The organism is Pedobacter sp. UC225_61 (assembly GCF_044452285.1).
In the GTDB taxonomy this organism is placed as follows: Bacteria; Bacteroidota; Bacteroidia; order Sphingobacteriales; family Sphingobacteriaceae; genus Pedobacter.
In genome coordinates this window covers 1,963,417-1,990,301 of the sequence record NZ_JBIOAL010000001.1, presented here as the reverse complement: position 1 = coordinate 1,990,301, position 26,885 = coordinate 1,963,417, and the positions used below count along the sequence as shown (strand labels likewise).

Sequence of the window (26,885 nt, the reverse complement as noted above, 5' to 3'; positions counted from 1 at the left end):
CTCCTTCTATTTATGTGTTAAAATTTAAAGGCTTTAAGATTATCTCATCAACGTTTACACCACTACTTAAATTTAAAATGGAGTATAAAGAATTAGCAATATCTTCTGGTTGTACAAATTTATCTGGGTTTAAGGAAGTACCTTCCCATGAAGCAGTGAATGTAGAACCTGGCAAAATTGCCGTTACTTTTACGTTGTATGCTGATAACTCTTTCCGCAATACATTATTAAGACTTAATATCGCTGCTTTTGTTACACTATAACTACCAGCGTTATCAATTATCTCTGTACTTGCAATGGAACAAATATTAAAAATATGACCAGATTGCTGATCTCTCATTATTTTGCCAAAATACTTGGATAGATAATATGGTGTATTTAGGTTGATTTTGCTTTGATATTCGAAGTTTTTATCTTCCTCCTCTAATAAATTTCCGGGCATAAAAATTCCTGCGTTATTAACTAAAACATCAATTTTAGAATATACGTTTTTTACTTCCGTGCAAAAATTATAGACTTCTTCTTTATTGCTCACATCTGCCTTGATGGCAATAATTTTAACATTATAATGTGCTAATTCATTTTTGAAAGCTAGCAAATCAGTTTCAGTTCTAGCACAAATGGCGAGGTTATATCCTTCTTGCGCTAATTTTAACGCAATTGCTTTTCCAATTCCTTTGGTAGCACCAGTTATTATTGCATTCATACTTAATAAGATGTTTATGTGACACAAAAAAGGGTATTAATATTGGGAAACAATAATATTTTTTAATAAATACACAAAGCCTGAACATTTTTTATTGTTTCTTTGTATAATATTGTATTTACACTACAGCTAATCTTTATTAAATGAACTTTACCAATTTTGGCAAGTATATCCTGCTATTAAAAGCAGCGTTCAGAAGACCCGAAAAAACAAAAATATATTTAAAATCCATTTTTCAACAAATGGAATTTATTGGAGTTGGCTCGTTAGGCTTAATTAGTATTATTTCTACTTTTATAGGCGCCGTAATGACCTTGCAAATTGCTTTCCAGTTGGTGAGTGATTTTATTCCGAAAACTATTATCGGTTCTGTTAATCGCGACTCGAGTATATTAGAGTTAAGTCCTACCATAAGTGCTATTGTATTAGCTGGTAAAATTGGTTCTGCTATTTCATCAGAAATTGGTACCATGAGAGTAACGGAACAAATTGATGCACTAGAAATTATGGGTATCAATGCACCAGGTTATTTAATTCTACCAAAAATTATTGCAGGTATCACTATGGTTCCTGTTTTGGTAGTAATCTCAATGGTATTAAGTATTACTGGTGGTTATTTAGGTGGAACACTTTCTGGAGCGGTTTCTGCGGCAGAATATATACAAGGTATTACAACAGATTTTAATCCATATACTATTACGGTTGCTTTAGTAAAAGCATTTGTTTTTGGTTTTATCATTACATCTGTACCAGCTTATGAAGGTTTTTACGTAAAAGGTGGCGCATTAGAAGTTGCACAAGCAAGTACAAGAGCAGTTGTAGTAAGTTGTATTAGCATTTTAGCTTGTGATTACATTGTAACCCAATTATTATTATGATCGAGATTAAAGACATCCATAAATCGTTTGGTGATAATGAAGTTTTAAAAGGGATTTCAGGGAAATTTGAAGAAGGCGTTACCAATTTAATAATTGGTGGTTCTGGCTCTGGAAAAACAACCTTATTAAAATGTATGATTGGCTTACACCAACCTGATCAAGGAACTGTATTATACGACGGTAGAGAGTTTACCCAGCTTAATTTTGAAGAACGTATAGAAATTAGAAAAGAGATCGGTATGTTATTTCAAGGTTCAGCATTATTTGATTCAATGACCGTTGAAGAAAATATCATGTTCCCTTTAAATATGTTTACGGATCAGCCACGAAGTGAAAAATTAGATCGTGTCAACTTTTGTTTAGAAAGAGTTAATCTTCCCGATAAAAACAAACTATTTCCTGCAGAGCTTTCTGGGGGGATGAAAAAACGTGTTGGTATTGCTAGGGCTATTGCCATGAACCCAAAATATCTTTTTTGTGATGAACCTAACTCTGGTTTAGATCCTAAAACTTCGATTGTAATTGATGAATTAATTAAGGAAATTACCGAAGAGTACAAAACGACAACCATTGTAGTTACTCACGATATGAACTCTGTAATGGGAATTGGTGATTATATTATTTTTTTACACGAAGGAAAAAAATTCTGGGAAGGTTCTAACAAAGAAATTTCTAAAACTGATATCGACGAACTTAATGATTTTGTATTTGCTAGCCGTTTCATGAAAGCCGCTAAAGGCAAACTTTAATTTAGTATACCATTTATGATTAGCCTTTTAACTCCAACACACTGGAAAGATTACGAATTAGTAGATTGCGGAGATTTCGAAAAATTAGAACGTTTTGGCAATCTTGTACTTTCACGTCCGGAACCACAGGCAGTTTGGAAAAAAATATTATCTCCACAAGAGTGGAAGAAAAAAACACATATTAATTTTAAAGGTCGTTCTGCAACCACTGGAGAATGGATTAAAGCTGATAAAAATGTTCCAGATCGGTGGAATGTAAATTACAAAAACGACGATATAAGTATTAATCTTAGATTAGGTCTTACTTCTTTTAAACACGTTGGTGTTTTTCCAGAGCAAGCAGTAAATTGGGATTATATTTCTTCATCCATTAAAAAATTTAAAAACCCTGTACCAAAAGTTCTTAACTTATTTGCTTACACAGGAGCAGCTTCTTTAGTAGCTAAAGCTGCAGGTGCAGATACCACACACGTTGATTCGATAAAACAAGTAGTGAATTGGGCAAACGAAAATCAAGAATTATCTAATTTAAAAGATGTACGTTGGGTGGTTGAAGATGCATTGAAATTTGTAAAGAGAGAATTAAAACGCGGAAAAAAATACAACGGAATTATTTTAGATCCACCTGCTTTTGGTCATGGGCCAAATGGCGAGAAATGGAAATTAGAAGATCATATTCAAGAAATGATGCAAGATGTTGTTCAATTATTAGATGAAGAAGAACATTTTCTCATTTTAAACACCTATTCATTGGGCTTTTCATCGGTAATTGTAGAAAACCTCATCAAAACTTCTTTTCCACAGGTAAAAAATTTAGAAACTGGTGAGCTCTACTTACAAGCGACATCTGGTATTAAACTACCTTTGGGTGTTTTTGGTAAGTTTAATACTTTTAAAAAGTAATCCATTAAATCTTAATAAAAACTATCTTTTTTTTGACAGAATGTTAATCTGTTGATAATTATAACATACGTCCAAACCGAATTGGTGTATTTTTGATGAACTAGAAAAAACTAAAATTAAATACTACTTATGAAATTAACCAAGATTGCGGGGATATTCTTAATCGGAATAGCTACAATTAGTACATTCTCTTACTGCACATCTGATGCTAAAAATGGCAAGGGTAAAACTGCAAGTACAGATTCAACCAAAGTTGAAGAAGAAAATCTACGTGCACCAGTTGATACGGCAAAGTATAATGCTTTAATTAAAAAATTAGCCAATGGCGATACCACCGGAAAATGGCCGGTAAAAAACCAGCCTTATCCACTTGATGGAGCAATTTTACCTTTTAAACGTATTGTGGTTTATTATGGAAATTTACACTCGAAAAAAATGGGTGCCTTAGGAGAATATGCTCCAAAAGAAATGTGGTCTCGTTTAAATGCAGAGGTAAAAAAATGGCAAAAAGTAGATCCTTCTACACCTGTACAAGTTGGCTTACATTATATAGCTGCAGTTGCTAGTGGTACGCCAGGTAAGGATGGAAAATACATTAATAGAATGGGAAATAAGCAAATCGATTCGGTTTTAAAGATTGCTAAAATGCATCCTAATACCATTGTGTTTTTAGATTTGCAAGTTGCTTTAAGTACTATAAAAGCAGAGTTACCTCATATAGAAAAATATTTAGAAATGCCTAATGTGCATTTAGGTATCGATCCAGAATTTTCTATGAAAGATGGTTCATTACCTGGAAAAAAAATCGGAACTTATGACGCAGCTGATATTAATTATGTAACTGGGTATTTAGCTGATATTGTTAAAAAACACAATTTAACTCCTAAAGTTTTTGTATTACACCGTTTTACTAAAAAGATGGTGACTAATAGTCAAAACATTAAATTAAGACCAGAAGTGCAAATTGTAATGCACATGGATGGTTGGGGTGAACCAGATTTAAAATTAGGAACGTATCGTCACTTTATTTATGGCGAACCTGTACAGTTTACAGGATTTAAATTGTTTTACAAAAATGATATTAAAAAAGCACCTAATCGCATGATGACTCCTGAAGAGCTAATGAAATTAAAACCATTACCTAGCTATATTCAGTATCAATAATTGATACTCCAACAAAAAGGCTTCGAGAATTCTCGAAGCCTTTTTTATTTATTCTATTCTTTTAAAAAAACCCAAGTTGACCTTTATCGTCAATCTTTATATCGTCAGGGTTGGTAATTTCGAAATCTACTTTTTTAGCAGGTTTTGGTTCTTCAGGTTTAGGTTCTTCTGACTGTACTTCTTCTTTTGCTTTTTCAACTTTTGGTTCAGCTTTAACGGTTGGAGTTTTTATAAGAGGTGTTTCAATTTCTTTTTCAAGTTCAACTTCCGCAACTTCAATATTATCTAAATCAGTAGTTGAAGTTCTATTTTCTGTAACATCGTCTTCAACAACAGCTTCTTCAGCTATTTCAGTTACATTATCCTCTGTTAGATTTTCTTCTTCAGAAGATGGATTGGAATTTACTTTTGGTGTTTCAACAAGCTCTGTTCCTATTTCAGATTCTGCATTAACTAAGCTCACTTTCTTTACTTCGTGTTGCGAAAGTCGATTGCCATTTGCTTTTAATCCTTTCACATCAATTAATCCTGACAAGTCTAATACTAACGTTTCTGGAGTTTTAGACTTTCCTTTCTCTACATCAACTTGAACTTGCGCATCTGGTTTTCCAGTGATGAAAATTAGTTTGGAGCCAGGTTCTTCACTGATAATGCTGACCTCTTTACCTGCAGGTTGCAACTCGAACGTAAAGCGTTTTACATAATAGTTTTTCGCTTTAGCATCGTAATGCACCAATCCATAAATTTTCTCAGGATCAAATTTTTGCATCAACACAATTCCAGGATCAAAGTGATTACTTAAATCGAATGATGTTAATTCATACCAACCTGCCGCATTAACTTGCAAAATTTTATCATCTCCATCAAATTCGCCTAGATATTTACCTCTTCCATCAACATTTAAGCGTTTCAATAATTCATCATACCAAATTTTTAATCCTGATAAGGTAGAAACACCTTTACTCTTAAACAAAACCTTTTTAATAGGATATTTAGAAACTATATTTCCTTGAGACGCTCTTCCTTTTATGGCAGTTTCTGCAAAATCTATATCAAATTGTAGCTTTTTAAGTTTAGAGTGTGGCTTAAGCTGTACCGTAATAACTTCTGCTTCGCCATTCGGATTGGCGGTAAAATATAAAATCTTCGAACCTTTTGTTCCTTTGGTTAAATCGTATTCTTTATCGCGAGTAACGCCCAAAACTGAGAAACGTTTAATGTAATTAGTTCCGCTGGTGCCATCTCTATAAATAAGATTATAAACCGTTCTATCATCACCTTTTTTAAATACTTGCGCATGAATAATTCCCTTACCAACAAAAGTTTTATCAGCCACTTTTGTCACAATACATTTTCCATCTTCACGGAAAACTATAATTTCATCTATATCGGAACAATCTGCAACAAACTCATCTTTCTTTAAACCTGTACCTACAAAACCATCTTCTTTATTTACATAGAGTTTTACATTTGCAAGTGCAACTTTACTTGCCTCAACTCGATCAAACAAGCGAATTTCCGTTTTACGTTCTCTGCCTTTGCCGTATTTGTCTTTCAGTTTCTGATACCATGCAATAGCATAATCTGTTAAATGACGTAAATGGCCTTTTACAATTTTAATTTCATCTTCTAAAGCTTTCATTTGCTCATCAGCTTTTTTCACATCAAAACGAGTGATGCTACTCATCGGCTTATCGATTAGCTTTTTAAAATCTTCTGGTAAAATTTCTCGATATAATGAGGCTTTAAAAGGTTCGAATAAAATATTTAATACGGTTACAACAGCTTCGAAATCACTTGCATTTTCATATTCAGGGTTTTTATACATCCCCTCTTGAATGAAAATCTTTAACAATGAACTAAAGAAAATTCGTTCTTGCAATTCGTGTAAACGGATTTCTAACTCACGTTTTAATAAGAATTTAGTGTGCTTTGTGTTTTGCTCTAAAATATCGTTAACTGTTAAGAAATGAGGTTTATCATCCTTAATAATACACGTATTTGGCGAAATAGAGACTTCGCAAGCCGTAAATGCATACAAAGCATCAATTGTAACGTCTGGTGAAATACCTGGTGCTAATTGAATAACAATTTCCACATTTGCGGCAGTATTGTCTTCAATCTTTTTAATCTTGATTTTACCCTTATCGTTAGCTGCTAAAATACTATCAATAACGGAGCCGGTGGTAGTGCTGTATGGAACTTCGGTAATTACCAAAGTCTTTTTATCTTTTTCTGTAATTTTTGCTCGAACTCTAATTCTACCACCACGCATTCCTTCGTTGTAGTTAGAAAAATCGGCCATGCCACCAGTAAAGAAATCTGGCAAAATATTACTTCTATTTCCTTTTAAAATTTCTATCGAAGCATCTAATAATTCCACAAAATTATGTGGCATTACTTTCGTGGCCAAACCCACAGCAATACCTTCGGCTCCTTGTGCTAATAATAATGGAAATTTAACTGGCAACGTAACGGGTTCGCTATTTCTGCCATCGTAACTTAATTGCCAAATGGTTGTATCTGCATTAAAAACAACATCATTCGCAAATTTTGATAAACGTGCTTCAATGTAACGTGGTGCTGCAGCACTATCGCCTGTAATAGGGTCTCCCCAGTTTCCCTGACAATCTATTAATAAATCTTTCTGACCAATTTGAACCATTGCATCGCCAATTGATGCATCACCATGTGGGTGGTATTTCATGGTATTCCCAATTACGTTGGCGGCTTTGTTAAATCGCCCATCGTCCATTTCTTTAAGGGAATGCATAATACGGCGCTGTACTGGTTTTAAACCATCGTGTATATGCGGTACCGCCCTATCTAGAATTACATAAGAAGCATAATCGAGAAACCAATTTTCATAAAGCCCGTTGATTGGGGTAATTGTATGTTTATTTTCTTCGTTTAAGTTGTTTTCTAATTCTTCACTCATTCGCTATAAAAGTATTTGGGATGCGTAAATATAATGCTTGTTAGTAGAATTTTAGAGAGAAGTTTTGAACAGGGTGTTGAGAGGTTGTTTTTTTGTTCGGAGATTAGTTAGAAGATGATTTCACTACTCAAATTAATTATAGAAGCATAGATAATATTGATTGTTTGCAGATGCAAGAGCTATTGCACAGGCGAAAAGTCTTTTTGCACAAGCAAGAATACTAGTTGCACAAGTGAAAAGTCTTTCTGCATAAGTAAGAACACTGGTTGCACAAGCAAGAAGTACTTTTGCACAAGTAAGAACACTAGTTGCACAAGCAAGAACACTAGTTGCACAAGCAAGAAGTCTTTTTGCACAAGCAAGAATACTAGTTGCACAAGCAAGAAGTCTTTTTGCACAAGCAAGAATACTAGTTGCACAAGCAAGAAGTCCTTTTGCACAAGCAAGAATACTAGTTGCACAAGGAAAAGTCTTTCTGTATACTGAAAAAATTTAGTTGATGAAGTAAGAAATCTTTCTACGCAAGGAGAAAGTTTAATTGCAGGAGCAAGAATACTAATTGCAGAACTAAGAATGTAAGCTGCAGCGAAGAATCTGTTTTTTAAATCACTTTATAGATTATTCATTCTTCGAAATGCCGAAATTTTTTAAAATTACTCGCCCAACCTATCCTCTACAAAACCAAAAGGTAATAGACTCTTTACTCCTTTTACTTTTATTATTTTCCCATCAATGCAATAAAACAATACATCCATAGATGATTTTTGTCTTTGTTCATATTCTGCCATTACTTGTAAACAAGCTCCGCAAGAGGTAACTGGATTTTCTATTTTAAAATTAGCTGTTTGTGCAGTAATTGCCATCGATTTTATAATGGCATTGGGATAATTTGATCCGATTGTAAACAATGCAACTCTTTCTGCACACAATCCTGATGGGTAAGCTACATTTTCTTGATTACTACCTAAAACTATTTGGTCATCAGCTAATAAAACAGCTGTTCCGACTTTAAATTTAGAATATGGTGAGTGCGAAGAAGCCAATGCTTCTTTTGCTTTATTGCATAACATTTGATCTGCTGCTGAAAGTTCATCTATACTATCAAAAGTCTCATAGCTGATTGTAAAATTTTGTGTATTCATATAAATAGTTCCACAACTATTTTGCGGGGTATAAACCTAAGCTATTTTTTCTTTAAATACTAAAGAACTTTTTTAACCCAATTTTGTTTAAAAATTACATGTTATGGCATGGTTATAGTTTAAATAGTTATATCATCTCAACTCATCTCGCTTGAACAATTATTTACGCAAAGGTTTAAAAATTATTTTATGGTTAATTGCTAGCATAATCATGCTAGTTATACTTGTTGCGGTTTCCTTAAATATACCAGCTGTACAAAATTTTGTTAAAAATAGAGCCATTACCTACCTCAAAAACAAAACAAAAACAGAGATTAGATTAGAAAGCATCAAAATCGCCTTACCTAAAGATGTAGTATTGAATAAATTTTACATTGAAGATCGTAAAGGGGATACGCTACTGTACGCGGAAAAATTACAGGTTGATATTAGTCTTTTTAAGTTACTCAAAAATACAGTTGAGGTTAACAACATTGAACTAAAAAATATACGTGCCAATATAAAACGCGTAAATCCTGATACGAGTTTTAATTTTTCTTTTTTGGTAGATGCTTTTATGACCGAAGAGAAAAAAGATCCTAAAAAAGATACCACATCAGCTCCTTTAAAATTTAGAATTGATAAGGTTTTATTTACAGATATTGGCATTACGTATCGTGATGATGTTGCGGGAAACGATATGAAATTACATCTTGGCGAATTTAAATCAAGGATTAAAGATTTTGATTTAGCTAAACAGAATTATGTTATTAAAGAATTAAGTTTAAAAAATTCATCTTTAAATTATCTTCAACAGAAACCTTTAACGCAATTAATACAACACATTACAAATAGTGTAGATAGCACGCAAAAAACTACTGGAAAATTACCAACTATTACTATTCAGAATTTTTCATTTAGTAATGTAAACATCAATTACAATGATCAATTATCAACTACAAAAGCTATTGCAAACCTTAATGATTTAGGCTTAGTTAATTTAAAAGTAGATTTAACAAATGGTAAGTACAATGCTGATGAAGCGAGGTTAAATAAATCGAAAATCTTATTCGCATTTAAACCTGCGCCAAGTAATAACCTAAAAAAAGTAAAGGATACGGTTCTTGTAGAAACAACTCCTTTGGCTTTATTTTTAAAGAAAGTTGATTTTAATGATAACGAAGTACAATTTGATAATTTAGTTGCGAAGCCAACAAAAGGTTTAGATTTTAATCACCTTAACGTTACCAATTTAAATTTAGGAGCAGATGATTTAAATTTCAGCAATGGAGGAATAACTGTTAAAGTAAATAATGGTTCGTTAAAAGATAAAAGTGGTTTTATTTTAAACGATTTAAAAGGTGATGCCATTTATAATGACAAGCATATTAAATTGGCCAACTTCATTTTAAAAACCCCTAATACTACTATTGAAAATACGACAGAATTGAATTTCACTTCGATAGATGATTTAACCAAACATCCTGAAAAGGTAAAATTGAGTTTAAACTTTAAAAATACTACCATTGGTTTAAAAGACGCTGCCTTTTTTAGTAATACTATTCCTGCAAATTATCGTAATGAAAAAATTAAAATCAATGCGAATGTATATGGATATTTAAACAATTTAACTATTCCTCAATTGCAAATTAGTGGTTTAAAAAATACACAAATTGACATTAGCGGTAAAGCGCAAGGATTACCAGACCTTAATAAAGCTTATCTCGATTTAACGATTAAGAAATTGCACATAACCAAAGGTGATATTTTAGTTATCGTTCCAAAAAAATCACTCCCTCCTGCTATTGAATTACCGAATGTGGTTAATGCAAAAGGAAATTTTAAAGGTTCAATGAGTAATTTCAACACCAATCTAAACATACAGACAGATATGGGTGGTGCTGTGGTTGTTGCACACATGAAGGGTGCAAAAGGTAAAGAAAGCTATCAGGCAAATATCAGTTTAAACAATTTTAATGTAGGAAGATTACTAAAACAACAAGCAACATTGGGTAGGATTACCGCTAAAGCTAATGTGGTTGGAACAGGTATTGATCCTAAAAAAATCAATGCAAGGTTTAATGCGAAAGTTTTAAGTGCTAGTTATAACAAATACACGTATCGTAATTTAAGTTTAAACGGAACGTATGCTAATCAGCTGGTAAACATCAAAGGAACTATGGCTGATAGCAATGCCAACTTTAATTTAAACGCACAAATTAACTTAGCAGGAAAATATCCAAGTTTAAAAGGAAATGTAGATTTAAAACAAATTGATTTGCAAAAACTGAATTTCAGCAAAACTGAGTTTAAAGTTGCAGGAAATATCAAAGCAAACATCAGTACTCTCGATGTAGACTATTTGAATGGTGATGTTTTTGCAACTGGTTTGCAACTGGTAAAAGAAGGTAGAAAATTTAATGTAGACACGGTTGAAATTCATGCACTTTCCACAGCAACCGAAAATAGGCTTTCTTTAAATTCTGAATTACTAAGTGCAAAAATTGACGGTAAATACCAGTTGAGCAAAATTGGGAATGCATTCATCAATCAAATAAATAAATATTATCAATTTGGAGAAGTTACTTCCATTCCAGATCAACGAATTAGATTTGCTATTAATATTTACAATCCTAAATTTTTAAAAGATTTTGTACCAGAGCTGACTACTTTTTTACCCTCAAGAATTAATGGGTTATTGGACACACAAAAAGACAGTTTATTAATGAATGCTTCTTTTCCGAAAGTAGTTTATGGAGACTATGCATTAGATAGCACACGGGTTGTGGTAAATAATAACAATCAAAAATTAAATTACAATTTCACAATTAAAAGTATTCAAAGTCCTTCTATTGTTTTATTTAATAGTGAAATTTCTGGTGATGCGGCAAATAATCAGTTGAATCTAAATATATTTCTTAGAGATAGACAACGAAAAGATAAGTATGTAATTGCTGGGATTTTTAAATCATTTAATAAAGATTTTAGATTTAACCTTGATCCGAATAAGCTGCTATTAGATTATGAGAAATGGACCGTCGATCCAGCTAATTACATACAATTTGGTAAATCGGGTATTTTAGCTAATCAGTTTAATTTAAGTCAAGGTTCGCAACTACTCAGCATTAATAGTATTAGTAATACACCAAACTCACCAGTACAAGTACAGTTTAAAAACTTCCAAATAGAAACGCTAACCAAATTTGCAGAAACTGATACAACTTTAGTAGGCGGCACATTAAATGGAAGAGTTGATGTAAAAGATTTAGTTTCAAATCCTAAGTTTGAAGCTGATTTAACGGTTACAAAATTGCGCTATCAAAAAGATGAACTTGGAGATTTGAGTTTATTAGTGAACAACAATACGGCAAATGCTTTTGAAGTAGATGCAAGATTAAAAGGTGTTCATGAATTAAGAGCAAATGGATTCTATTATACAGCTCCAGAAAGCGCATTAGATTTAGCTGTAACTATTGATAAAATAGATCTTAAAGAAATAGAAAGCGTTAGTTTAGGTCAGGTTAGAAATGGAAAAGGGACTTTAACTGGACAGTTTTCTGTAAAAGGAGAATTAACATCACCTAAAATATTGGGCGCACTTAAATTTAACAATGCAGGATTTAATGTTGCCTATATCAATTCTTACTTTACAATGCCTGATCAGCAAATTACTTTTACCAATGAAGGAGTTAGGTTTGATGATTTCACTTTAATTGATTCGTTAGGGAAAAAAGCCATTATCGATGGAAATATTTATACTACCGATTTTAAGAATGTAAAATTTGGTTTAGACATTAGAACAAACAATTTTAGAGCAATAAATTCTACCGCGGCTGATAACGACATGATTTATGGTACGGTATTTTTAACCAGTACCATAAAAGTAAGAGGAGATTTAAATCAACCAGATGTTAACATGAATATTAAAGTTAACAAGGGTACAAAATTCTTTTACGCCTTACCAATAAATGATCCTTCGGTAATTGAACAGGAAGGAATTGTACAATTTATTGATAAAGATGCGCCTCCATTTAATGGCAAAAAAGATTTAAAAGCTGACAGTGTGAGTAAATCTCCACTGAAAGGATTAAATCTTGTTGCAGACATAACGATAGATCCAGAAGCGGAGTTGAATGTAGTTGTAGATCCTCAAAATGGAGATAATTTAAGTGTAAAAGGAAATGCCAATTTAAATGCTACAATTGATCCGAGTGGAAAAATTAGTTTAACTGGACGCTACGAAGTTATAGATGGTTCGTATAGTTTAACTGTTGCTCCATTAGGAAAAAGACCATTTAAGATTGTTAAAGGAAGTACCATTATTTGGACTGGTGAACCCACTGCAGCAACTGTTAATTTAACCGCATTATATGAGGTTAATGCTGCTCCAATTGATTTAATTAATGAGCCAGATAATATTAGGGCAAAGACGAAATTACCTTTCCAAGTGTATTTATACATGAAAGATGAGTTGCTAAAACCAACCATTTCTTTTAAAATTGATTTGCCAGAAAACGAACGCGGAGCACTAGAAGGAACTGTTTATACTAAATTGCAAAACGTAAATAGAGATGAAAACGAGTTGAATAAACAAGTTTTTGCATTGTTAGCATTGAACAGATTTATTGCCAATAATCCTTTTCAAAGCTTAGTTGGTGGCGGTGGTGGCGCTTCTACTTTGGCCCGTTCTAGTGTAAGTAAGTTATTAACTGAACAATTGAACAATTTAGCTTCGGATTTAATTCAAGGTGTAGATCTGAATTTCGGGGTAAATTCTTCTGAAGATTATTCTACTGGAGCCTTACAGCAAAAAACAGATTTAGAAATTGGTCTATCTAAAAAATTATTGAGTGATAGGCTAACTGTAACAGTAGGAAGTTCTTTTGGATTAGAAGGACCTAAAACACCTGGACAAAGTTCATCAAATATTGCAGGCAATGTAAATATAGATTATGCACTTTCTGCTGATGGAAGGTACAGATTAAGATTTTATCGTCGTAACCAAAACGAAGGAATAGTTGAAGGTCAGATTATAGAAACTGGCTTAGGATTTACGTTAGTTGTAGACTACAATAAGTTTAGAGAGATTTTCCAATCCCGCAAGAAAAAAATAAGAAACCAAATAGAACAGAAACCAAAAAATGAAGCAACTAATTAAATCGATATTATTTTTATTGGCTTGTTTGGTTGTAGCGAGCTGTAGTACAACCAGCAGATTAAAACCTGGACAATTTTTGTACACTGGCGCAGATATTAATATCAATCCAGATTCTTCTGCGAGAATTAATAATCAAAAAGAGGTTAAAAAAACCTTGGAAGGCAAAACCAGACCACGACCAAATAAATCGATATTAGGCATTAAATATAAGTTGTTGATTCACAATTTAGCTCCTGATACAGTAAAGCCTAAAGGGATTGGAAATTGGTTGAAAAACAAGATTGGTGAACCTCCAGTTTTGTTGAATGACGTAAAGATTAAATACAATAACGATGTTTTAAAAAGCTATTTAATTAGCCAAGGATATTTGCAATCTGATGTGACTGGCGATACTGTTATAAAAGGTAAAAAGGGGAAAGCCATTTATACCGTGAACACAGGAATTAGGTATAAAATCAATAGCATAACTTTTCCAAAAGACACTGGAAATTTAACACATATCATTAATTTAAATAAAGATAAAACACTATTAAAAGTTGGTGATTTTTACGATTTGGATACTTATAAAAATGAGCGTATTAGAATTGATAACGATTTAAAAGAAAGTGGTTATTTCTATTTTAATCCAGATTACTTGATTTTACAAGTGGACAGTACCATTGGCAAAAATTTAGTTGATGTTAATGTAAATATTAAAAATACGTCTCCAGATGCCGCACTAAAACCTTATACAATTCACAATATCAATATTTTTCCTAATTATAATTTGCGTAGAGATAGTTTGTTAAGGAGTTTAAACCCTGTACAGTATAATGATTTTAATATTTACGACAATAGAAATACCTTCAAACCTAAACTATTTGACAGATTAGTTTTCTTCAAAAAGGAGAAAATTATAATAGAAAAGATCATAATCAATCATTAAATAGAATGGTAAATATTGGGGCGTTTCAAGACGTTAGAGCAGAATTTTTGCCAATAGATAGTTTCAGAAATAATCAGTTGAATTTAAATATCTATTTAACTCCGTTGAAGAAAAATTCACTAACTTTTTCAGTCACCGGAACAAGTAAATCAAATAATTTTGTCGGCTCAGAAGTTAAACTGACACAAACTACTCGTAATTTATTTAGAGGTGCTGAACAATTAGACATAAGTGTAAGTGGTGGTTTTGAAACACAAGTGAGCGGAATTGCTAAAGGCCTAAATTCTTATTCATTTACTGCAGAAGGTAAATTAACATTCCCTCAATTTATAGTTCCTTTTTACAAACCAAAAACTACTAATGCATTTATTCCAAAAACCATTGCATCACTTTCTTATCAATTGCTAAGCAGAGGATCGCAATATTCATTAAATGCATTTAAAACAGAATTTGGATACAATTGGAAAGAAAATATCAGAAAAGAGCATAACCTAAATCCAATTTCTGTCAACTATGTACAACCAAGTTTCCCTAATACGGATATAAGAGATAGCTTATTTGATGCAAATCCAATTTTAAGAAGTTCACTGCAACCACAATTTATTATAGGAAGCAATTACAATTTCACCTATTCTACCCAAATGGAACAATCGAGAAGAAATACGACTTACTTTAACGCTGGTATTGAAACTTCTGGAAATTTATGGGGCTTATTTGTCAAAAAAGATGAGCTTGGAAAAAGAGAATTATTTAATACTTCGTTAACTCAATTTGTAAGATTAGAAACTGATTTAAGAGATTATTTTAAAATTACTAGAAATGTAACTTGGGCAAGCAGGTTAAATCTTGGTTATGGATATGCGTACGGTAATAGTACTTCTTTGCCTTTTGTGCGTCAGTTTTTTGCTGGTGGAAGTAATGACATTAGAGCATTTAGAGCTAGAACATTAGGGCCAGGAACCTATAAAGTATCTGATGACAAAACATTTTCAGACCAAGGTGGGGATATAAAAATGATGTTAAATACAGAGCTTCGATTTAAAATTGTAAGTGTATTATACGGTGCTGTATTTGTAGATGCCGGTAATATATGGTTAAGGAAGGAAGATAAGGGAGATCCGACAATTCCAGGAAGTGAAAGATTGGGTTCAGGATTTAAACTAAAAAATGCGTTGAGTGAATTAGCAGTTGGTACAGGCGCAGGTTTAAGAATTGATGCACAAATATTTGTAATTAGATTAGATGGGGCATTTCCAATCAGAAAACCTTATTTACCTAGTGGACAACGTTGGGTGTTAGATCAGGTAGATTTTGGAAGCAAAACGTGGCGAAAAGAAAATTTTATTTTAAACATTGGCATCGGATACCCGTTTTAATAGTATGATCAATTTAATAAAGAAGGCAAAAAACTTACTAGTAGTTACGTATCACTTGTTCATAGCTGCTGGAAAAGGTTTTATAGAAGATCGTGTAATGAAATTAAGTGCATCTCTAGCCTATTATACCATATTTTCACTTACTCCTTTAATCATCATTATTATTTCGGCAACGAGTATTTTTCTTGGAGATAACATGGATCCAAATACAAAGCTATTTGCAGAAATTAGTAAGATGATTGGTACAGATGCAGCAAACCAATTAAGAGGTTTTGTTGAAAATGCAAATCTTTCAGGCAAAAGTACAATGGGCTTGATTATTGGAATTACTACATTAGTTATAGGTTCGACAGCAATTTTTATTGAAATTCAAGATAGTATTAATCAAATTTGGAAAGTAAAAGCTGTTCCTAAAAAAGGATGGAAAAAGTTAATTACTAATCGCTTATTATCATTTTCACTTATAGCATCTTTAGGGTTTTTACTTCTAGTTTCTCTTGTGATAAATAGTATTGTAGTTGGCATTGGTAATAAATTAGAAGTGTACGCTTCTAAAATAGGCATTGAACAACTGTCAGGTTTTTTTATGCTCATTGTAACAAATATTTTAACCTTAGCGGTGGTAACAGCAATTTTTGCTATCATTTTTAAAGTATTACCCGATGTAAATTTGAAATGGAAACCAGCATTAATTGGTGCATTATTTACTGCTTTAATGTTTAGTTTAGGTAAATATGCAATAGGCATTTATATCGAAAAGGGAAATCCAGGTTCTGCTTTTGGAGCTGCAAGTTCAATCATAGTTATCTTAGTTTGGATTTATTACACTTCCATCATTTTATATTTTGGTGCAGAATTTACTCAAGCATATGCTGAAAAATATACCGATGGTATTACTCCTTCAAAATATGCAGTTCATTTAAAAACAATTGTAGTAGAGAAAAAAGTAGAGGTTTTGCCACCTCAACATCCAGAAGATACGGTAGATTGTCCAGAAACATAAATTACAATTTTATCCATCAATTCTTTTTCTGAAAAAGGTTTAAGTACTAAATCATTAATTCCTGATTCAATATACTTTTCACGATCCTCCTTTAAAACATTTGCGGTAACTCCTAAAATAGGAATATTGGTTTTTATAGGGTCAGCATGCAGTCTAATTTTACGGGTTAGCTCGACCCCACCCATTTCGGGCATTTGAATATCGGTTAAAATAAGATCATAGGTATGCTGTTTAAATAATTCAAAAGCCTCCTTACCATCATACGCAACATCAGTTACTATTTTATATTTTTTGATAACTGTTTGTATCAATAACACATTCATTTTGTTATCATCAGCTAATAAAATTCTTTTCCCTTCTAAATTAGCAATAGTGTTAAAAGTTGAAGCTTTAGCTGATTCTACATTTTTATTGCACAATTCATAGGGAATTTCAAAGCTAAATATAGAACCCATACCTAATCTACTACTCACTCCTATCTTTCCGTTTTGAAACTCCACTATTTTTTTGCAAATAGCTAATCCTAAGCCAGTCCCCTTCTGTTTAAGCTTAGTAGATGAATAATATACTTGCGCAAACTCATCAAATATCATTTCCAAATTCTCAGGAGTAATCCCAATTCCTGTATCTATAATGTGAACTTTTAATACCGCTTGTTTTTTAGCATTTAAACTAAAATCAGCCTTTAGTATTACTGACCCTTTATCGGTAAACTTAATTGCATTGCTTAATAAATTCATTACAACTTGCTTTAAACGAAGTGAGTCTCCAGTAAAGCAAATGTTATTTTTAAAAGAAATATCCTTTTTTAACTCTATTCCTTTCTTACTCGCCAAAATGCTCATACTGGTAAATACTTCTGTAATCGCATCGAGCGGGATAAAAGAAATTGCATCAAAGCTAACCTTACCAGTTTCGTACTTGGAAAAATCGAGTATATCGTTAACAACATCTAACAGAATTCTAGAAGAATTTTCTATTGCAGTTAATTGTTCTGTTTGTTGCTCACTTAATTTACTATGACTTAATTGTTCCGAAAAACCTATAATCGAGTTTAAAGGTGTACGTATTTCATGACTCATATTCGCTAGAAACCTGCTTTTAGATATGGCATACTGAGAAGTCTTTTGACTATACTTAATTAGCGCATTTTCATTTTTATAAATTTTCCAAATATTGTATAGAATAGCAGAAACTAAGATTAAGAGTATTAAAACGCTCAAAATAAAAATTTTGTCGAGGCTTTTAAACGTATCATGAATATCTTCATTTATTTCTTTTCTATTTTGTGATACAAAAACCATTTCGCGTTTTTTATAGTTTTGCAACAAAGAAACCAACTCTACAATTAACCTATTATTGATTTGTAAAATAGCTATCTCATTTTTTTTGAGCATATTATTAGCCGTATACAAATTATTTACTTTCTGTAATTGAGTTAAATTAGAGGTTCTCTTTTGCGATGAAGTATCAATCTTCGTTTCAGTTCTAACTAATTTATAAGCAGTATCTTCTACTCTAGCCTTCTTTTTGGAAAAAACAGCAGCTAATCTTTCAAAAAACTTTTGTTTCGGCTGAGTTTTAATGGGAGTGCCAATGGTATCAACCTTAACTATTTTCTTAATCTTTTTAAAGCTAAAATTAGTATGTGTGTCAGCTATAACTCGAGTAGATGTATCTATTGTTGAAGAAATATTAATTAAGCTATCGGTTAATAATCTTAATTTTAAGTAGAGTTCTGTTCTACTTCTTTTTTGGTCAACTAATGTTTTAATGCTTTTGGATCCATTTTTTTCATTCTCATTCACCTTAGCATTAATTTTATCTAAAGTGTTTGAAACAAAGTTTATATCACTTGTAAATTTTTGGATATAGTATTTCTGACCTGTAGCAGCAAATAATCGGGAATTATTATCTGCAGTGTACAATACACTTATACACGAATCTATCTGACTATAATCTTCTTTTAGCTCAGAAAGTTGATGAATATCTTTTAATAAAACAGTGGTTCTATTATTTCTAACATAGAAAAAAATAGCACACAAAAATAAGGTTAATATTAAAAAAACGACAAGACTGTAACGTGTTGAAGGGTTTTGGGTAGAAGAAAAAGGCATAATACTCGTCAATTAAAATTACTTATGCCCAAAATTGAGTTAGGGCAATTTTTTAATAACAAGTAGAGGAGTGCACAAACATACACTAAAATTAGTATTGCTTATTAGTTAATTTTAAAAAAAATTAAGCTACCTCTAAAGTTTCTTGCTCTTCAGTATTCGTATTCGTATTCGCATCGTTTCTTTCTCTTTCTTCTTCCTTGATTTCGTCTTTTTCTATTCTTAAATTTTTAATGATATGTTGCTGTCTTTCTGGTGTATTTTTACCCATATAATACTCTAGCAGGCTTTTTATAGTCTGATCTTTCAAAATCACAGGGTCAAGTCTAATGTCTTTCCCTATAAATAAACCAAACTCGTCAGGTGATATTTCACCCAAACCTTTAAATCGAGTAATTTCTGGTTTTCCACCTAATTTTTCGATCGCATCACGACGTTCATCTTCACTATAACAATAAATAGTTTCTTTTTTATTACGAACTCTAAACAATGGCGTTTGTAAAATATAAACATGCCCAGCCCTTACTAAATCTGGAAAAAACTGCAAAAAGAAAGTCATCATTAACAAACGAATGTGCATTCCATCTACATCGGCATCTGTAGCAATCACAATGTTGTTATAATGCAATCCCTCTAAGCCATCTTCTATATTTAAAGCGTGTTGCAATAAATTAAATTCTTCGTTCTCATACACTACTTTTTTAGTAAGTTCATAGCAATTTAAAGGTTTTCCTTTTAGACTAAAAACTGCTTGACAATCTACATCACGAGATTTTGTGATCGATCCAGACGCTGAATCTCCCTCTGTAATAAATAAGGTAGTTTCGTATCTCTTATCGTGAGGAGTATTAAAATGAACCTTGCAATCTCTTAGTTTTTTATTATGTAAGGACGCTTTTTTTGCTCTATCATTTGCCAGTTTTTTAATCCCAGCAATATCTTTTCGCTCCCTTTCCGATTGGATAATTCTTTTCAGCAGAGCTTCTGCAACATCAGCATGTTTATGCAAATAATCATCCAGTTCTTTTTTTACAAAATCGTTAATGAATGTACGAACTGATGGCCCTTCTGGACCCATATTTTGCGAACCTAACTTAGTTTTAGTTTGTGATTCGAAAACAGGTTCTTGTACCCTAACAGAAACCGCAGCGATAATTGAAGCTCTTACATCACTTGCATCAAATTCCTTTTTGTAAAATTCACGAATAGTTTTTACCACCGCCTCTCTAAATGCAGCTTGGTGTGTTCCTCCTTGTGTTGTATGCTGACCGTTTACAAACGAATGGTAATCTTCACCATATTGCTGACCATGTGTCATTGCAATTTCTATATCGTTTCCTTTTAAATGGATTATCGGATAACGAATATTTTCAACGTCAGCTACTTTATTTAATAAATCATATAATCCTCGGTCTGAGAAATATTTCTGATTATTAAAATTGATGGTTAAACCTGTATTTAAAAACACATAATTCCATATCATGCTTTCTACAAAATCTGGAATGTAATGGTAATTTCTAAAAATAGTATCGTCTGGATAAAACGTAATTGCGGTACCGTTTCTTTGTGTAGTTTCAATTATTGGCTGATCTGAAACAATTTCGCCTTTGCTAAATTCTACTTTTTTAGTTTTTCCATCTCGATAACTTTGTACCACAAAATTAGTGGATAATGCATTTACAGCTTTCGTACCTACCCCATTTAAACCAACCGATTTCTGAAAGGCATTGCTATCGTATTTACCGCCAGTATTTATTTTGGAAACACAATCAATAACTTTACCCAAAGGGATGCCACGACCATAATCACGGATATTAACTTTATGCTCTGAGAGTGTAATTTCGATAGTTTTGCCAGATCCCATCACAAATTCATCGATAGAATTATCCACAATTTCTTTCAGTAGAACGTAAATCCCATCGTCTTGTGCAGAACCATCACCAAGTTTACCAATGTACATACCTGGGCGTAAACGGATGTGTTCTTTCCAATCAAGGGAACGTATGCTATCGTCATTATAAATCGGTTCTGCCATAATAGTCGTGTTAATTTTGTTACTCAGAGCACAGCGAAGAATTTGTAGGTTGAAACATTCTTTAACAGATTTCTCCATCATTCTTCCGTAGAAATAACGGGGAACAACTCAGCATTACAAATTTAATTTAATCTCCATGGAAATCAATTACAAAGTTTCCACAAATGAACAATTAGCTAATTTTAATCTGCAAACTAAAATTCCTATCTTCCAAAATCAATTTAAACTTCATGCAAATAAAAAAACAGCTCTCTCTTTTCGATCTTTCCATGATTGTGGTCAGCTTAGTAATTGGAATGGGAATTTTTAAAACCCCTGTTAACGTGGCTGCAAAAGCCCAAATTCCAGAATTGTTCTTTTTAGCGTGGATTATTGGAGGGATTATAGCTGTTTGTGGCGCATTAACGTATGCCGAAATTGGCTCTCGTTATCCTGTTACAGGTGGATATTATAAGATTTTCTCTGTTTGCTATCATCCATCTATTGCATTCGCTATCAACTGTATCATTGTAGTTTCTAATGCTGCGTCAGTTGCTGGCATTGCATTAATTGGTGCAGAATATTTGAGTAAAATTATACTAGATCCACAAATGCAAACTGGAGAATATCGAATCTTAATTGCTACCATAAGTATAATCATTTTTTACGCAGTTAATTTATTGGGATTAAAAGCAAGTTCGAAAACACAAAATGTGTTAACTATTATTAAAATTTTAATGGTGCTCACCTTAATAGGCGCTGTATTTTTTGGCGAACAAACCACTAGCATCACTCCTATTTTTAAAAGTGTAACAGGTGGTTCGCCAGTTTGGAGCGATTATGGAAAAGCACTCGGTTTATGTTTAATTGCGGTTTCGTTTAGCTTTGGGGGCTATCAACAAACCATCAATTTTGGTGGCGAAGTAAAAGAAGCAAAAAAGATTGTACCCCGCTCAATTATTATTGGTTTAGCTATTATCATCACGCTGTATATGGCTATAAATTACGCCTATGTAAAAGTAATTGGTTTTGAACAATTAAAAACTGCCGAAAGCATTGCTGCCATACTTGCTGGTAAAATTTTCGGTCCTATCGGATTTTCTTTACTATCTATTTTGATATACCTTTCTGTTTTAGGCTACGTAAACGTGAATTTATTAAGTAATCCAAGAGCAATGTATGCCATGGGCGAGGAAAGAGCTTTACCTAAAATATTTACTAAAACAACAAAAAAACATGGTGTAATGATTGTAAGCTTAACTGTTTTCACCATTATTGCAATTTTTACTTTGTTTTACGCTCAAACTTTCGATAAGATTTTGAATTACTCGATATTTTTAGATTGCATAGGATTTGCAACTTCCGCTGCTTCGATCTTCATTTTACGTAAAAAAACTGCTCATTTAGCAAAAAAAGATATTTATACTGTTCCATTGGGGCCAATTTTGCCGCTCTTATTTATTGCTGCATATTTATTTGTGGCCTTCAGTATTTATAGCGATGATCCAAATGCAGCATTAAATGGCTTGTATATTTTTATTGGATTCATTATTATTTACTTCATTATCAAATACTTTAATAACAAAAAAGAAAGCGCACAGCTTTAATCAGAATAAATGTCAATACAAGCCCTACCTTTTAAAAAACAGCTAATTTATGCATCGGGCATGATGGGTTGGAGCATTATGACCAACCTGATTATTGTAATGCTGCCGTATTTTTATTTACCACCAACTAATTCTGGGTTATCCCCTTTGGTGCCACAATTGTTAGTTTTTGGTGCTTTTAATATTCTATCATTAATTGCAGCATCTGGACGATTATTCGATGCTGCTTACGACCCTTTTATTGCATCAATAAGCGATAGCAGTAATAACCCAAAAGGTAGGCGTTTTCCTATTATGAGATGGGCCATTACACCTGCAGTAATCTGTTGTGGATTGGTTTTTACTCCGCTAGTAAAAGGAGAAAGTATAAGCAATGCATGGTGGTTAACCATCATCTTAGCCGGATTTTTCATTTCTGTGACTACTTATATTATTCCTTATAATGCTTTGTTAGCAGAATTAACACATACTCCTGAAGAAAAAGTAAAGCTGTCCACCTTTCAACAAGTTGGTTTTGTTTTAGGGATGATTTTAGGAGCACTTTGTAATAATTTCGCTGATTTAATTCAAGTTCTATTTCATGTAACCCAACGATTTGAAGCATTGCAATACACCATTTGGGGATTAAGCATTTTCTCGGGTATAGTAATGGCTTTACCCATTATTTTTATCAATGAAAAAGAATATGTGCAGAGTAAACCAACCCATATTCCGTTATTGCCAGCAATTAAGAATACATTTAGAAATAGCAATTTCAAATATTATCTCATTTCAGATTTTACTTATTATACAGCATTGAGTTTAATGAGCAGCGGATTGTTATTCTTTGTAACCGTATTACTTGGCTTACCCGATTCCGACGGCGGTAAATTTATGGGATTAATGGTAGTTTTATCATTGGTTTTCTATCCATTCATCAATTATGGTTCTAAGAAATTCGGCAAAAAACCCTTAGTATTATTAGCCTTTGGGGTTTTAAGTTTAATTTTTGTCACTATTTTCTATTTAGGAAAATTACCTTTTACACCAACTAATCAGATGTATATTTTGGTGATTTGTGCATCTTTTCCTTTAGCCGCATTGGGTATTTTACCAAACGCAATTTTAGCAGACATTGCTCAAAAAGATACTTTAGAAACTGGTGAAAATCACGAAGGAATGTTCTTCGCGGTTAAATATCTCTTTGTAAAACTTGGTCAAACAATTGGAATTGCAATTTTTGCCATGCTAACTATTTATGGAAAAGATCCTGGTAACGATTATGGTTTACGTTTAAATGGCGTGGTAGGTTTTGCACTTTGTGTTTTGGCATTACTATTTTTTACACGGTTTAAGGAGAGAAAGTGAAAAGGTTATTTAAGCAGCCCATTTTCCCTTTTACATCTTACATCCATTTATTTTACTTACCTTTGCAGCGAAGCAGAATTTCTTTATCATTTAAAGCAACTCGCAAGTTAGTCCTTCCAGCAATGATTGTTCTAGCTTCTTCGACATTTTACATTTAAAAATTATACTTTGTTATTTTCAGAATTAAACCTCATAGCCCCTATTTTAAAGGCGCTTGAAACCGAAGGTTATACAAAACCTACACCTATACAGGAGCAATCTATACCCTCTATTTTACAAAAACGCGATTTATTGGGATGCGCTCAAACTGGTACTGGTAAAACCGCAGCATTCGCTATACCGATGTTGCAACTGTTAGATAAACCACACTCAAATGTTAAGGGGCCTAAACCAATTAGAGCCTTAATTTTAACACCAACAAGAGAATTAGCCATCCAAATTGAAGAAAGCTTTAAGGCATATGGTCGTAATCTATCTTTAAAACATTTGGTGATTTTTGGTGGTGTTGGACAAAAAGCCCAAACTGATGCTTTGCATAGAGGTGTAGATATTTTGGTAGCAACTCCTGGTCGTTTATTAGATTTAATGAACCAAGGCTTTGTGAACTTACGCGATATTGAGATTTTCGTATTGGATGAGGCCGACCGTATGTTAGATATGGGTTTTATTCACGATGTGAAAAAAGTTATCGCAAAATTACCTGCAAAAAGACAGACTTTGTTTTTCTCGGCTACTATGCCAACTGAAATCCAGAAATTGTCTAGCACCATATTAACAAATCCTGTTAAAGTTGAAGTTACTCCAGTTTCATCTACAGCAGAAAAAATTACTCAAGCGGTTTATTTTGTTGAAAAAAACGACAAGAGGAGTTTATTAGCTCACCTGTTAAAAGATAAAGCGATTGAAACCGTATTGGTATTTACACGTACAAAACACGGTGCAGATAAAGTGGTTAAGGATTTATTGAAAATTAATGTGAAAGCTGAAGCTATCCACGGTAATAAATCTCAAAATGCTCGTCAGAGAGCTTTAACAAACTTTAAAGCTCGTACAACTCGTGTTTTAGTAGCGACTGATATTGCTGCTCGTGGTATTGATGTGGATGAATTGGCACACGTAATTAACTACGAATTGCCGAACATCCCTGAAACTTATGTGCACAGAATTGGCAGAACTGGAAGAGCTGGCCTAAGTGGTATTGCTTATTCGTTTTGCGATGGCGAAGAGAAAGAATTTTTAGATGATATTGAGAAATTGATTGGGATAAAAGTTCCTGTAAATGAAGACCATCCCTATGCAATGAGTTGGCAGAGTTTAATGAACTCAGCCGCTGCTGCAAAAAGTGGCGGGAAGAAAAAAGGGAACCAACGTGAACCTCGTGAGCGTGAGCCAAACTTAAGTGGGGCGAAAAAGAAACCTCATGGTGGTGGAGCTAGAAAACCAAATCATACGGGTAGCACAGCAAGTGCAAACGCTGGTGGTGGTAACAGAAGGTTTAGTGGTAGTGGAAACAGAAGGAGAGATTAGTAATTTTCAAGTTGAGCCTGTCGAAACACTTTCATGTGGCCTTTTAAGCTAAGTATGACAATGCTTTATAACAAAAAAGGTTCGTAACAATACGAACCTTTTTGCTTAATTTACCTCTCTGTATTATTAGGTCTCGTGTAAACCATTTGCATTACATTGATATTTCTCATTTCAAATGCAGCTTCACAGTAATTCAAATAATAATTCCATTTGCGGATAAAACGTTCATCGAAACCTAAAGCTTTTACTTCGTTTAGTTTGTGATTAAATTCGATAAACCATAGTTTTAAGGTTCGAGCGTAATCTAAACCCAAATCTTTCAAGTCGACTAATGTTAAATCGCTGGTATTGTTGATTGCTTTATTAATTACTGCAACTGATGGCAACAAAGAACCTGGGAAAATGTGTTTCTGAATCCAATCTACACCACGGCGTAAACTTTCATACCTACTATCTGGACTTGTAATTACTTGGAAAGCGAAAATCCCATTAGGTTTTAAAACTTCTGCACATTTTGCAAAATAAGTCTCTAAATAATTATGCCCAACAGCTTCTAACATTTCCACCGAAACAATTTTGTCGAATTGTCCTTCAATTTTTCTATAATCCTTAATAATGATTTCTATTTTATCAGATAGGCCAGCTGCTTCAACTCGCTCTTTTCCTAACTTTTGTTGTTCTTTTGAAATGGTAACCGTGGTTACTTTACAGCCATAATTTTTGGCCATAAAAATAGCATTTGCTCCCCAACCACTTCCAATTTCCAACACATGGTCAGTGGGCTTTAACTTTAACTGCTCACAAAGCCGACGGTACTTTTCATCTTGCGCTTGGGCCAATGTTAATGATGGTGTTTTAAAATAAGCGGCAGAATAAGTCATTGATGGGTCTAGAAAAGTCGCAAAGAAATCATTATTTAAATCGTAGTGTTCAGCAATATTTTTTTGTGAACCAGTAATGCTGTTCGAACGATTGTTATGATAAATTCTATTCAGCCACTTAAATAAATTAAATCCCAGAGACTTTACTTTACTTCCAGAAACCAATGGTGCATTTTCTAAATTTAGAAGAACCCATTTAATCACATTCGTGATATTATCTGTTTCCCAAAGGCCATCTACATACGCTTCGCCAAATCCAATATCTCCATACAGCACCACACATTTAAAAAATCCAACATCTTTAATTTCCAAATTCGCTTTTTCATTGGAATTAGGCTTTCCAATTTGTAAATTTTCTCCACTAGGTAAAACCAAGTTTAAATAACCTTTAGTCATTTTACGAAGTGCGTTTACAACTGCGTTTTCGTAAAAACCTGATTTTGATTTTGTTAGAGAGAGAGATGGCATACT

At 32.9% G+C, this 26,885-nt stretch carries 17 protein-coding genes; 11 read left to right on the top strand and 6 right to left on the bottom strand.

Features of this window, described 5'->3' with window-relative positions:
- Nucleotides 1–10: 10 nt before the first annotated feature.
- Nucleotides 11–706 carry an SDR family oxidoreductase gene (locus ACHMWN_RS09200; protein WP_397300005.1) on the bottom strand — a complete coding sequence of 232 codons (696 nt, stop codon included), beginning with the start codon at nt 704–706 and terminating at the stop codon, nt 11–13.
- 143 nt (nt 707–849) lie between these two features.
- Between ACHMWN_RS09200 and ACHMWN_RS09195 the strand changes: the two genes are divergently transcribed.
- The 4 genes from ACHMWN_RS09195 (at nt 850) to ACHMWN_RS09180 (ending at nt 4,400) form a co-directional block, all read left to right on the top strand.
- Complete coding sequence (locus tag ACHMWN_RS09195) at nt 850–1,584, top strand: MlaE family ABC transporter permease (protein ID WP_397300003.1); 735 nt, start codon at nt 850–852, stop codon at nt 1,582–1,584.
- Nucleotides 1,581–2,333, top strand: coding sequence for an ABC transporter ATP-binding protein (locus ACHMWN_RS09190; RefSeq protein WP_397300000.1), 753 nt, complete (start codon nt 1,581–1,583; stop codon nt 2,331–2,333). The genes ACHMWN_RS09195 and ACHMWN_RS09190 overlap by 4 nt, the downstream gene beginning before the upstream one ends.
- A gap of 15 nt (nt 2,334–2,348) precedes the next feature.
- Entirely contained in the window at nt 2,349–3,236 is an 888-nt protein-coding gene (locus ACHMWN_RS09185; protein WP_397299998.1) for a class I SAM-dependent methyltransferase, read from the top strand.
- A gap of 129 nt (nt 3,237–3,365) precedes the next feature.
- A complete protein-coding gene (locus ACHMWN_RS09180; protein WP_397299996.1) occupies nt 3,366–4,400 on the top strand; it encodes a hypothetical protein in 1,035 nt (344 codons plus the stop codon).
- A 61-nt stretch (nt 4,401–4,461) separates the two neighbouring features.
- Here ACHMWN_RS09180 and ACHMWN_RS09175 read toward each other — a convergent pair whose 3' ends face one another.
- Entirely contained in the window at nt 4,462–7,338 is a 2,877-nt protein-coding gene (locus tag ACHMWN_RS09175) for a DNA gyrase/topoisomerase IV subunit A (RefSeq protein WP_397299994.1), read from the bottom strand.
- Nucleotides 7,339–7,991: 653 nt separating this feature from the next.
- Nucleotides 7,992–8,480: a cytidine deaminase gene (locus tag ACHMWN_RS09170; RefSeq protein ID WP_397299991.1), complete on the bottom strand. Its 489-nt coding sequence runs from the start codon at nt 8,478–8,480 to the stop codon at nt 7,992–7,994.
- Nucleotides 8,481–8,691: 211 nt separating this feature from the next.
- Between ACHMWN_RS09170 and ACHMWN_RS09165 the strand changes: the two genes are divergently transcribed.
- Genes ACHMWN_RS09165 through ACHMWN_RS09150 form a run of 4 tightly spaced genes read left to right on the top strand, consistent with a single transcriptional unit; the run spans nt 8,692 to nt 16,921 of the window.
- Nucleotides 8,692–13,617, top strand: coding sequence for a translocation/assembly module TamB domain-containing protein (locus tag ACHMWN_RS09165; protein ID WP_397299988.1), 4,926 nt, complete (start codon nt 8,692–8,694; stop codon nt 13,615–13,617).
- A complete protein-coding gene (locus tag ACHMWN_RS09160; protein ID WP_397299985.1) occupies nt 13,601–14,542 on the top strand; it encodes a hypothetical protein in 942 nt (313 codons plus the stop codon). Before ACHMWN_RS09165 ends, ACHMWN_RS09160 begins: the two co-directional genes overlap by 17 nt.
- Before the next feature lie 5 nt (nt 14,543–14,547).
- Nucleotides 14,548–15,918, top strand: a complete 1,371-nt coding sequence (locus ACHMWN_RS09155) for a BamA/TamA family outer membrane protein (RefSeq protein WP_397299984.1) — start codon at nt 14,548–14,550, stop codon at nt 15,916–15,918.
- A 4-nt stretch (nt 15,919–15,922) separates the two neighbouring features.
- On the top strand, nt 15,923–16,921 hold the full coding sequence (locus ACHMWN_RS09150) for a YihY/virulence factor BrkB family protein (protein WP_397299981.1): 999 nt from the start codon (nt 15,923–15,925) through the stop codon (nt 16,919–16,921).
- Here ACHMWN_RS09150 and ACHMWN_RS09145 read toward each other — a convergent pair.
- Entirely contained in the window at nt 16,882–18,966 is a 2,085-nt protein-coding gene (locus ACHMWN_RS09145; RefSeq protein WP_397299979.1) for an ATP-binding protein, read from the bottom strand. The two genes, ACHMWN_RS09150 and ACHMWN_RS09145, sit on opposite strands and share 40 nt — an antisense overlap.
- A 196-nt stretch (nt 18,967–19,162) precedes the next feature.
- Nucleotides 19,163–21,073: a DNA topoisomerase IV subunit B gene (locus ACHMWN_RS09140; protein ID WP_397299978.1), complete on the bottom strand. Its 1,911-nt coding sequence runs from the start codon at nt 21,071–21,073 to the stop codon at nt 19,163–19,165.
- 230 nt (nt 21,074–21,303) lie between these two features.
- Here ACHMWN_RS09140 and ACHMWN_RS09135 point away from each other — a divergent pair, with 230 nt between their 5' ends.
- From ACHMWN_RS09135 to ACHMWN_RS09125, 3 genes are all read left to right on the top strand, one after another.
- Nucleotides 21,304–22,659: an APC family permease gene (locus ACHMWN_RS09135; RefSeq protein ID WP_397299975.1), complete on the top strand. Its 1,356-nt coding sequence runs from the start codon at nt 21,304–21,306 to the stop codon at nt 22,657–22,659.
- 9 nt (nt 22,660–22,668) lie between these two features.
- On the top strand, nt 22,669–24,006 hold the full coding sequence (locus ACHMWN_RS09130; RefSeq protein ID WP_397299972.1) for an MFS transporter: 1,338 nt from the start codon (nt 22,669–22,671) through the stop codon (nt 24,004–24,006).
- A 168-nt stretch (nt 24,007–24,174) separates the two neighbouring features.
- Nucleotides 24,175–25,533 carry a DEAD/DEAH box helicase gene (locus ACHMWN_RS09125; RefSeq protein WP_397299969.1) on the top strand — a complete coding sequence of 453 codons (1,359 nt, stop codon included), beginning with the start codon at nt 24,175–24,177 and terminating at the stop codon, nt 25,531–25,533.
- Nucleotides 25,534–25,643: 110 nt separating this feature from the next.
- Here ACHMWN_RS09125 and ACHMWN_RS09120 read toward each other — a convergent pair whose 3' ends face one another.
- Nucleotides 25,644–26,882 carry a class I SAM-dependent methyltransferase gene (locus tag ACHMWN_RS09120; RefSeq protein ID WP_397299967.1) on the bottom strand — a complete coding sequence of 413 codons (1,239 nt, stop codon included), beginning with the start codon at nt 26,880–26,882 and terminating at the stop codon, nt 25,644–25,646.
- Nucleotides 26,883–26,885 lie beyond the last annotated feature (3 nt).